This is a genomic window from Yoonia sp. (assembly GCF_046498525.1).
Taxonomy (GTDB): domain Bacteria; phylum Pseudomonadota; class Alphaproteobacteria; order Rhodobacterales; family Rhodobacteraceae; genus Yoonia.
Window position 1 is genome coordinate 1 of sequence record NZ_JAWOAN010000224.1, and the last position, 9378, is coordinate 9378.

Annotated in this window: 10 protein-coding genes and 1 pseudogene; 7 read left to right on the plus strand and 4 right to left on the minus strand. The window is 56.7% G+C overall.

Translation table 11 applies throughout. From position 1 onward, the window contains the following. Both R6T97_RS13675 and R6T97_RS13680 read right to left on the minus strand, forming a co-directional pair. Positions 1-368, minus strand: a 368-nt coding sequence (locus tag R6T97_RS13675) for a CoA-binding protein (protein ID WP_410349851.1), incomplete at its 3' end; no start/stop codon positions are given. Continuing rightward, positions 368-1528 carry an acyl-CoA dehydrogenase family protein gene (locus R6T97_RS13680; protein WP_410349852.1) on the minus strand — a complete coding sequence of 387 codons (1161 nt, stop codon included), beginning with the start codon at positions 1526-1528 and terminating at the stop codon, positions 368-370. The genes R6T97_RS13675 and R6T97_RS13680, both read right to left, overlap by 1 nt. Positions 1529-1689: 161 nt before the next feature. On the opposite strand from R6T97_RS13680, the gene R6T97_RS13685 reads away from it, so the two are divergent. Beyond that, positions 1690-1968 (plus strand): hypothetical protein, encoded by a 279-nt coding sequence (locus tag R6T97_RS13685; protein ID WP_410349853.1) that lies wholly within the window; start codon positions 1690-1692, stop codon positions 1966-1968. On the opposite strand, the gene bhcR is transcribed toward R6T97_RS13685, so the two are convergent. After that, complete coding sequence (bhcR, locus tag R6T97_RS13690) at positions 1965-2792, minus strand: HTH-type transcriptional regulator BhcR (protein ID WP_410349854.1); 828 nt, start codon at positions 2790-2792, stop codon at positions 1965-1967. The genes R6T97_RS13685 and bhcR overlap by 4 nt on opposite strands. Positions 2793-2955: 163 nt before the next feature. Here bhcR and bhcA point away from each other — a divergent pair, with 163 nt between their 5' ends. The 4 genes from bhcA to bhcD all read left to right on the plus strand — a co-directional run bounded on the left by bhcA (position 2956) and on the right by bhcD (position 7345). Beyond that, positions 2956-4146: an L-aspartate--glyoxylate aminotransferase BhcA gene (gene bhcA / locus R6T97_RS13695; RefSeq protein WP_410349855.1), complete on the plus strand. Its 1191-nt coding sequence runs from the start codon at positions 2956-2958 to the stop codon at positions 4144-4146. Further along, the gene (bhcB, locus tag R6T97_RS13700; RefSeq protein ID WP_410349856.1) at positions 4146-5117 is read left to right on the plus strand and encodes a beta-hydroxyaspartate dehydratase BhcB; all 972 of its coding nucleotides are present in this window, start codon (positions 4146-4148) and stop codon (positions 5115-5117) included. The genes bhcA and bhcB overlap by 1 nt, the downstream gene beginning before the upstream one ends. Positions 5118-5129: 12 nt before the next feature. Next, positions 5130-6293, plus strand: a complete 1164-nt coding sequence (bhcC, locus tag R6T97_RS13705) for a 3-hydroxy-D-aspartate aldolase BhcC (protein WP_410349857.1) — start codon at positions 5130-5132, stop codon at positions 6291-6293. Positions 6294-6379: 86 nt separating this feature from the next. Continuing rightward, positions 6380-7345, plus strand: coding sequence for an iminosuccinate reductase BhcD (bhcD, locus tag R6T97_RS13710; protein WP_410349858.1), 966 nt, complete (start codon positions 6380-6382; stop codon positions 7343-7345). A 63-nt stretch (positions 7346-7408) separates the two neighbouring features. Here the strand turns inward: bhcD and rpe are convergent, their stop codons facing one another. Continuing rightward, positions 7409-8092, minus strand: a complete 684-nt coding sequence (rpe, locus tag R6T97_RS13715; RefSeq protein WP_410349859.1) for a ribulose-phosphate 3-epimerase — start codon at positions 8090-8092, stop codon at positions 7409-7411. Positions 8093-8304: 212 nt separating this feature from the next. Between rpe and R6T97_RS13720 the strand changes: the two genes are divergently transcribed. Together R6T97_RS13720 and R6T97_RS13725 are read left to right on the plus strand one after the other, a co-directional pair. Continuing rightward, positions 8305-9138, plus strand: coding sequence for a helix-turn-helix domain-containing protein (locus R6T97_RS13720; RefSeq protein WP_410349860.1), 834 nt, complete (start codon positions 8305-8307; stop codon positions 9136-9138). A 105-nt stretch (positions 9139-9243) separates the two neighbouring features. After that, a pseudogene (locus tag R6T97_RS13725) lies at positions 9244-9378 on the plus strand (deoxyribose-phosphate aldolase); the annotation flags it as partial.

Genomic DNA, 9378 nt, shown 5'->3' on the forward strand with positions numbered 1-9378 from the left:
GGCATGTCACCCGCCGCAGCCAGCAGCGCGGTTTGCAGTTCATCGCCATCCGACACTTCATGAACCGCTTCGCGAAAGCCCGAAGCAAAACAGATCGCACCGCCCGCGCCGATGCGGGCCAGAGATTGCACGGCATCAATCGTTGCGCGTCTGTTGACCGCGATGAACACCGCATCAGGCGCTGCGGGCAGTTCTTCGATGGTTCGGTAAGGCGTCAGCCCTGCCACATCAGCCCTGGTGGGGTGGACAACCCGGATGTCACCCCGAAAACCGATCTTCCGGCACTGCCGGATCACCTCGCGCCCCCATGCACCACCGCCAATAACAGCAATCGAACGCGGATTGAAAAGCCGTGTCAGCCGTTCCATCAGGCCCCCAGCGGGCGCAGCAATTCGCGGCTGATGATATGGCGCTGGATCTCCGAGGTTCCGTCCCAGATGCGTTCCACGCGGGCGTCACGCCAGAACCGTTCGATCGGGAAGTCGCTCATCAAGCCCATGCCGCCATAAATCTGCAATGTCGCGTCAGTCACACGGGCAAGCATCTCGGTGGCGTAAACCTTGGCCGAAGCAATCTCGCGGTTGGCAGGAAGCCCTTCGTCCAATCGCCATGCGGCAGAAAGGGTCAGCAAATCGGCGGCGTCAATCTCGGTGATCATATCGGCAATCTGAAAGCTGACGCCTTGGAACTTGCCAATGGGCTGGCCGAATTGTTCGCGCTCGGCGGCGTAGTTCAGCGCGTAGTCGAAACAGCGGCGGGCGCGCCCGACCGACATGGTGGCCACAGTAATGCGGGTCGCATAGAGCCATTCATTCATTACGGCAAAACCGCCATCGACCTCGCCCAGCACCTGCGCGTCAGGCAGGCGGCAATTGTCGAAATCAAGGATACAGTTCTTGTACCCCCGATGACTGACCGAGGCATAACCATCGCGCACCTCAAAGCCCGGCGTTCCACGGTCGACCAGAAAGGTGGTGATCCGTTTCTTTGGGCCTCGTGGTGTCTCGTCCACGCCGGTGGCGACAAACACGATGAAAAAATCAGCGTGATCCGCACCCGAGATAAAGTGTTTGGACCCGTTCAACACCCAATCGCCGCCGTCGCGCATCGCACTGCATTTCATGCCGCGCACATCGGACCCTGCATCAGGTTCGGTCATAGCCAGTGCATCCATGCGTTCGCCGCGCACAGCAGGTAACAAATAACGTTCGCGTTGGTCACCTTCACAGGCCATCAGGATGTTCTGTGGGCGCCCGAAGAAATGGTTCAGCGCCATGGACCCGCGGCCCAATTCGCGCTCGACCAAAGCAAAGTCGACATGCGACAGCCCTGCACCACCCACTTCCTCGGGGAAGTTGCACGCATAAAAGCCCAGCGCGATCGTCTTGTGTTTTATCTCCTCCGCGATGTCCTTTGGCACCTCACCACTGCGTTCCACCGCATCTTCGTGTGGATAAATTTCGCGTTCAACAAAAGAGCGCACCGTATCCACGATCATCTGCTGTTCATCGGTGAGACCAAACTGCATTGCAGGCTCCGTTCTTCGTATTCCGAAGGAAACCCTAAGAAGCGTTCTTGGAAATGTCATGCAGAATTCGGTGCGGGGTCAGTCTTTCTCGAGACGCCTCAGGTTTGCCGTTTTTTTGTGATAGCGTCCATCATTTCATGACAGACAGAGGGCAGACGGATATGTTCGGCGATTGCACAGAAACGGTCAGTATTCTTTATGCCGTTGTGTTTGGCGCAGACGGGGCCTGCATCGAACTGAGCACGGCATCAATTCTGATGGCGTTTGGCGCTTTCATGGTCTTGGTGATCACTGCGCAGTTCTTTGCACGCAAGCTTTGGAAAAAGCTGACTCAAGTCGCCGCGCCCGTCGAAGACGAATTCAGCGCACCGCCAAAGACTTCGCCCTACAGTGACGATCCCAACTACCGCGACAGTGCCATCCGATCTACCAGACGCTAGTCGGCAGGCCGGTTGTTGCCGCCAATGGCACGTGTCAGACGCGCTGCCGCGTCCATGACCGGTACCGCCAAATCCGCGATCCGGTTTTCGGTGATCCGCGATGTCGGCCCTGAAACAGAAATTCCCGCGACCGCTTCACCAAAGACGTTATAGACAGGGGCGGCAATGCACCGCATCCCGATATTGCGCTCTTCACCGTCGATGGCGTAGCCACGCGCCTTGGTCGCGTGCAGATCGGCGATCATGGCTTCGGGGTCGGTCAGGGTGAAGGGCGTGTATCGTTCCAGTTTACTGGCAGCAAGGACAGCACGCTGACGCCGGTCATCCATCCGGCAAAGCAGCGCCTTTCCGATACCCGAAGAATGCATATCAGCGGCTGTGCCCGGCGGAAAAAAGGCACGGATCGTTGCATGTGTCTCGACCTGATCCAGAAAGAGCACCTTGCCATCGCGCTCGATACCGAGGTTGGCGGTCTCTCCTGTGGCCACCATCAGGTCACGCATGATCGGACGTGCGCGTTCCACAAGAGAAGTGCGCCGCAAGAAATGCGCCCCGGTCAGAAAGGCGGCGGGGCCGATACTCCAGGTTTGGCTCTGCTCATCAAAGTCGGCAAAACCACGTCCCTGAAAGGTTGTCAGCACACGGTAAACCGTGGCGGGTGACTGATCCAAAGCGCCTGCAATCTCTGACAATGTGCCGCCCTGCATCTCGCCAAGCTGCACAAGCACCTCCAGCGCACGATCCAGCGATTTGATGGTGTTCTGCGCGGCCTTGTCGTCCCATGCCTTGGGACGCCCACGGCCCCTTTTGACCTCGTCTTGCATTGATTTTTCCCACTTTTGAAAAGTCATTTCACTTTATGAAAAATATAAACCACTGACAATAAACAATTTTCTTTCTGGTGCATGTTTTGAAAAATAATTTCAAAAAAATATGCAGCCATGACAGGCTCTGGCAAAACACGCTTACCCCAATGGAGGATTGGTTATGAGCTTTCAGAACCCCGTATTTATTCCCGGCCCGACGAATATACCCGAAGCTATTCGCAAGGCCTGTGACATGCCGACGATCGACCATCGGTCACCCCTGTTTGGACAGATACTTCACCCCGCGCGCGCAGGTGTTCAGGAAATTCTGAAGTCCGACACGGCCGAAGTCTTTATCTTTCCCTCCACGGGCACTGGCGGCTGGGAAACGGCGCTGACCAACACGCTGTCAGCGGGCGACACAGTTCTTGCCGCACGCAACGGCATGTTCAGCCACCGCTGGATTGATATGTGTCAGCGTCATGGGTTGAATGTGAAGATCGTTGAAACGCCTTGGGGATACGGTATTCCGGCGGATCGCTACACCGAGATTTTGCAAGCCGACACAGACCACAAGATCAAAGTGGTTCTGGCCACGCATAACGAAACAGCCACTGGCGTAAAGTCTGACATCGCAGCGGTGCGCAAGGCGATGGATGCTGCCAATCACCCTGCGATGCTCTTTGTCGATGGGGTCAGTTCGATCGGGTCCATTGACTTCCGATTTGATGAATGGGGCGTCGATGTTGCCGTCACCGGTTCACAAAAGGGCTTTATGTTGCCCGCAGGTCTGGCGATTGTCGGATTGAGCCAGAAAGCGCTGGATGCCAGCAAGACAGCCAAGCTGCCGCGCACTTTCTTTGATATCGCCGATATGACCAAAGGCTACGCCGCGAACGCTTATCCTTACACGCCTGCTGTTGGCCTGATGAACGGGTTGCTGTTGGCAACCGAAACGCTTTTGAAGGAAGGGCTTGAGAATGTCTTTGCACGCCATACCCGGATCGCATCGGGCGTACGGGCTGCCGTTGATGCATGGGGTCTTGAATTGTGCGCTGCTTCACCTGATCTCTACTCAGACACCGTTAGCGCCATCAAAACACCAGAAGGCTTCAACGCCACAGATATCGTCACCCATGCCGCCGAGAAATACGGCGTGGCCTTCGGCGTCGGCCTTGGCGAAGTTGCTGGCAAGGTCTTTCGCATCGGCCACTTGGGCAGCATGACCGACGTCATGGCCCTGTCGGGGATCGCAACCGCTGAAATGTGCATGGTGGACCTCGGTCTCGATATCAAACTCGGTTCCGGCGTCGCAGCGGCACAAGAATACTACCGCGGCAGCACGGACCTGATGATGAAGGATGTTGCGTAATGAAAGACAACAGCGATATGTATATCCCCACCTATCAGGATATGCTGGACGCGCACGAGCGCATCAAGCCACACATCAACCGTACACCGATCCGCACCTCGGACTATCTGAACGAGCTGACCGGGGCGCAACTGTTCTTCAAATGCGAAAACTTTCAAGAGCCCGGCGCCTTCAAGGTCCGTGGCGCGTCCAATGCCGTATTTGGGCTGACTGACGAGCAAGCCAAGAACGGTGTTGCCACGCACTCTTCCGGCAACCACGCCTCATGCCTGAGCTATGCGGCCATGCGCCGGGGCATCCCCTGCAACGTGGTCATGCCACGCACCGCACCGCAGGCCAAGAAAGACACTGTACGCCGTTATGGTGGCGTGATTACCGAGTGCGACCCTTCCACGACATCGCGCGAGGAAACCTTTGCGCGTGTGCAAGCCGAAACGGGCGGCGATTTTGTCCACCCCTACAACGATCCACGCGTGATCGCAGGCCAAGGCACGTGCTCCAAGGAATTCATGGAGCAGGTGGACGGGCTTGATATGATGGTTGCGCCGATTGGCGGTGGCGGCATGATTTCGGGTACATGCCTGACGCTCTCGACGCTTGCGCCAGAAGTGCAGATCATCGCATCTGAGCCAGAGCAGGCCGACGATGCCTATCGCAGCTTCAAGGCCGGTCACATCATCGCCGATGATGCGCCTCAAACCATCGCAGATGGTCTGCTTGTACCGCTGAAAGAACGCACTTGGCACTTTGTGTCCAACTACGTGACCGATATCTACACCGCATCCGAGGAAGAGATCATCGACGCCATGAAAATCACATGGAAACACCTGCGGATCGTGATGGAGGCAAGCTGTGCCGTGCCACTTGCCACAATCCTGAAGAATAAAGACAAATTCGCCGGCAAGCGTGTCGGCGTCATCATCACCGGCGGCAACGTCGACCTCGACAAATTGCCTTGGATGCAAGGTTAAAGGGAGAAAACCATGAACGATATGAGCAACCTCAAGAACCTTGAAGTCGGCTACGACGTCCCTGCCCTGCCGGGTATGGATGAGGCCGACATCCAGACACCTTGCCTTGTGCTGGATCTGGACGCACTGGAGCGGAACATCAAGAAAATGGGCGAATTTGCAAAATCGCACGGCATGCGCCACCGCGTCCATGGCAAGATGCACAAATCTGTCGACGTGGCCTTGCTGCAGGAAAAGCTGGGCGGGTCCGTCGGTGTCTGCTGCCAGAAAGTGTCAGAGGCAGAGGTCTTTGCACGTGGTGGCATCAAGGATGTGCTGGTGTCCAATCAGGTACGCCAGCCTGAAAAGATCGACCGTCTGGCGCGGATGCCGAAACTGGGTGCGCGCACAATCTGCTGTGTGGATGACATCGACAATGTGGCGGACCTCTCTGCTGCGGCGATGAAGCATGACACGCAAATCGAATGTCTGGTCGAAATCGATGTGGGCGCAGGCCGCTGTGGTGTGCAGTACGGGCAGCCGGTTGTAGAGCTTGCCAAAGCAATCGACGCGGCACCGGGCCTGAAATACGCAGGCATTCAGGCCTATCAGGGCGCAATGCAGCACCTTGATTCATACGAAGAGCGTCAGGCCAAAACCCAGATCGCGATTGATCAGGTGGCTGAGACACTAGCGATGCTGAAAGCAGAAGGGATCGAAAGCGATATCGTCGGCGGCGGTGGCACCGGATCTTACTATTTTGAAAGCGCTTCTGGTGTGTTCAACGAATTGCAGTGCGGATCTTACGCCTTCATGGACGCGGATTATGGCCGCATCCTCGACAAGGACGGCAACCGCATCGACCGGGGCGAGTGGGAGAACGCGCTGTTTATCCTGACCTCTGTCATGAGCCACGCCAAAGCTGACAAAGCCATCGTTGACGCGGGCTTGAAAGTCCAGTCCGTGGATAGCGGTCTGCCGACGATCTATGGCCGGACAGACGTTGAATACGTCAAATGTTCTGACGAACACGGCGTTGTCGCTGACCCCGACGGCGTGTTGAAGGTCAACGACAAACTCAAACTTGTACCCGGTCACTGTGACCCGACATGCAATGTGCACGACTGGTATGTGGGTGTACGCAACGGCAAGGTGGAAACGCTGTGGCCCGTATCCGCACGCGGCAAAGCTTACTAATCGTCCAGCGCTCCCTAACGGTCGCTCATCACAAAAAAGCCCCGCAAAGGGCCCGGATGAACGGCTGCAAAAGAAAGACAAAGACCATGATTATCGTTCCCGAAAAAGAAATCGCGGGCCTTTTGACGCGCGCGGACGCTTTTGATGCCGTCGAGAAAGTGTTCGCGTCGATGTCCAAGGGCAGCGCCTATAACTTCCCCGTCATCCGTGAAGCCATAGGCTATGAAGACGCGCTCTACGGCTTCAAGGGCGGATTTGACAAAGCCGGAATGGCACTTGGACTGAAGGCTGGCGGGTATTGGCCAAACAACCTTGCAAAACATGGACATATCAACCACCAGTCCACGGTTTTCCTGTTCGATCCCGATACCGGCATGGTCAAGGCCATGGTGGGGGGCAATCTGCTGACAGCACTCCGTACCGCTGCGGCCTCCTCTGTTTCGATCAAGCATCTGTCGCGCAAGGATGCGAAAGTCATGGGCATGGTCGGCGCGGGCCATCAGGCGACCTTCCAACTGCGCGCCGCATTGGAACAGCGCGATTTCGAGAAAGTCATCGGCTGGAACTACCACCCCGAAATGCTGCCGAATATCGAGAAAGTCGCAAATGAGGCAGGCGTCCCGTTTGAAGCGGTCCCCCTTGAAGGCATGGTCGAAGCCGACGTCGTGATCTCGATCACGTCGACTTTTGCGCCGACAATCATGGCGAGCCATATCAGCGACGGCACGCATATCGCTTGCATGGGCACCGACACAAAAGGCAAACAAGAGATCGAAGCCGCCTTGCTTGCACAAACCACAGTGTTCACCGACGAGGTCGCCCAATCCATCAGCATCGGTGAAGCGCAGCACGCAATCGCCGAGGGACTGATCCGGCAAAGCGACGTGAACGAACTTGGGGCGGTGATTAACGGCACCCATCCGGGTCGGACGTCAGATGATGAAATCACGCTCTTTGATGGCACAGGCGTCGGTTTGCAGGATCTTGCCGTTGCCTCTTCAATCGTTGATCTGGCCCTTGAAAAAGGGATCGCGACAATCGTGGACTTTTAAGAACAACTCACGGTTGGCAAAAGCCTCCTACCCTCAAGGGTCGGGGACTTTTGGCAGTTGGTCCTAACTGGCAGCAGCGGCACGGATCGCGCGCATATTTTCACCATAAGGGTCAGGATCAGTCACCGAACCACCGCGAAACACGGCAGAACCCGCCACCAGAACATCGGCCCCCGCCGCCGTAACCAAAGGTGCGGTTGTCGGATCGACACCGCCGTCAATCTCGATGTGGATAGGGCGGTCCCCGATCATCGCGCGCAATTCGCGCACTTTCTCGATCTGGCTGTGAATGAATTTCTGCCCGCCAAAACCTGGGTTTACCGTCATCACGCAGACCAGATCGACCATATCCAGAAGCGTCTCGACCGAAGAGGCAGGCGTGCCGGGGTTGAGTGCGACACCCGCCTTCGCTCCCGCACCGCGAATCGCTTGTAAGGTGCGATGAATATGCGGCCCCGCTTCGACATGTGCGGTGATGATATCGGCACCGGCTTTGGCAAACCCTTCGATATATGGATCAACAGGGGCGATCATCAAGTGCACATCCATAACGCCCTTGATGTGCGGCCGGATCGCTGCACAGGTTGCAGGGCCAAAGGTAATATTGGGCACAAAATGCCCGTCCATGACGTCCACATGCACCCAATCGGCACCTTGCGCCTCGATCGCTTCGCATTCAGCGCCGAAATTGGCAAAGTCGGCAGACAGGATGGACGGGGCTATCTTGATTGAACGGTCAAAACCCATGAGACACCTCGTTTGGTTTACTTGGCGCAGGCCATAACTTGGAACCGACAGTTTGTCACGTTGATCTGTCGCGCTTCGATGGAGCGGAAGCAGAATCAATTCGATCAGCAGGTTCAGAGCGCCTCCGGCAGGAAATTACCGAAAGACACAGGTTATTGCATCTCTGGAATTTTACTGCTGCACTGCAGCAATTGCTGTGCTATTTTGATCCTATGACCCAGATACTCTGTCACGCAGATATTCTTGCAAAGGGCACGCAGATTCGCCTGACTCGTGCGACGCTTGCGCCGACGCGACCAAGAACCCTGCATGACCATGATTTTTACGAACTGTTTTGGGTGCAAAATGGCCGCGTGCGTCATCATCTGCCGGAACATGCTGAAACACTCGACGAAGGTGACGTTGTCTTTCTCCGCCCCGGTCAGGCCCATGCCCTGCAAGGGCGCGGTGAACACGCACTTGTCGTCTCGCTTTGCATTCATCCAACCGCTGTTAAGGCGCTTGCCAAACGACATCCGAGCGTGAACGGGCATCTGTTCTGGTCAAAGGGCGCACCTGTCCGGAACCACCGCGACATCCGCCAACTGGCAGCCCTGAACCATGCTGCAGTGCAGTTGGAAAGCAGCCCGTGTGACACGCTGGCCGCAGAAGCCTTTCTGCTGCCACTCTGCGCGGAACTGACGGCGGAAAGCTTCGCTGATGATATTCCTGTCTGGCTCAGCCAAGCCTGCACAGCCGCAAAATCGCCCGCAGTCTTCCGAAACGGCTCTGCCGGACTTGTCGCCATCGCAGGCAAGGCACACCCGCATGTCAGCCGCATGATGCGCAAGCATCTGGGGCAAACGCCGTCCGACTATGTGAACCGCATCCGTATGCAGCATGCCGCGCGGGCGCTGACCACCGACAACGAAGCAATCAGCGTGATAGCAGCCGATTGCGGCATTCCCAACATGTCGCATTTCCACAAACTCTTTCGGGCCGCGCACGGATTCACCCCGCTGCAGTACCGCCAGAAGTTTCAAAAGCAGGTGGTTCAACCGACCTGAAAAGCAACGGCGCAGCAGCAAATCACATAGTATTTGACCAAACGGTCAAAGCTTGCCAAGAGTGCGCCGAAGTGCCACGCTTATTAGGCACCGCAGGAGGCCACCTTGCAGACCACCCAATCCCCGACACTGACCACATCCCAGCTGCCGCAACTGCACCTACCACGCAACGACGGCATGCCGCTGGACCTTGATTGGGTCATAGCCGTACAGGCCAATACCTCGGCCATCGAAAGGCGG

Coding starts and splice junctions, on each gene's coding strand:
- bhcD (WP_410349858.1), top strand. CDS start 6,380: ATGATTATCGTTCCCGAAAAAGAAATCGCGGGCCTTTTGACGCGCGCG.
- bhcC (WP_410349857.1), top strand. CDS start 5,130: ATGAACGATATGAGCAACCTCAAGAACCTTGAAGTCGGCTACGACGTC.
- R6T97_RS13720 (WP_410349860.1), top strand. CDS start 8,305: ATGACCCAGATACTCTGTCACGCAGATATTCTTGCAAAGGGCACGCAG.
- R6T97_RS13680 (WP_410349852.1), bottom strand. CDS start 1,528: ATGCAGTTTGGTCTCACCGATGAACAGCAGATGATCGTGGATACGGTG.
- R6T97_RS13685 (WP_410349853.1), top strand. CDS start 1,690: ATGTTCGGCGATTGCACAGAAACGGTCAGTATTCTTTATGCCGTTGTG.
- bhcR (WP_410349854.1), bottom strand. CDS start 2,792: ATGCAAGACGAGGTCAAAAGGGGCCGTGGGCGTCCCAAGGCATGGGAC.
- bhcB (WP_410349856.1), top strand. CDS start 4,146: ATGAAAGACAACAGCGATATGTATATCCCCACCTATCAGGATATGCTG.
- rpe (WP_410349859.1), bottom strand. CDS start 8,092: ATGGGTTTTGACCGTTCAATCAAGATAGCCCCGTCCATCCTGTCTGCC.
- bhcA (WP_410349855.1), top strand. CDS start 2,956: ATGAGCTTTCAGAACCCCGTATTTATTCCCGGCCCGACGAATATACCC.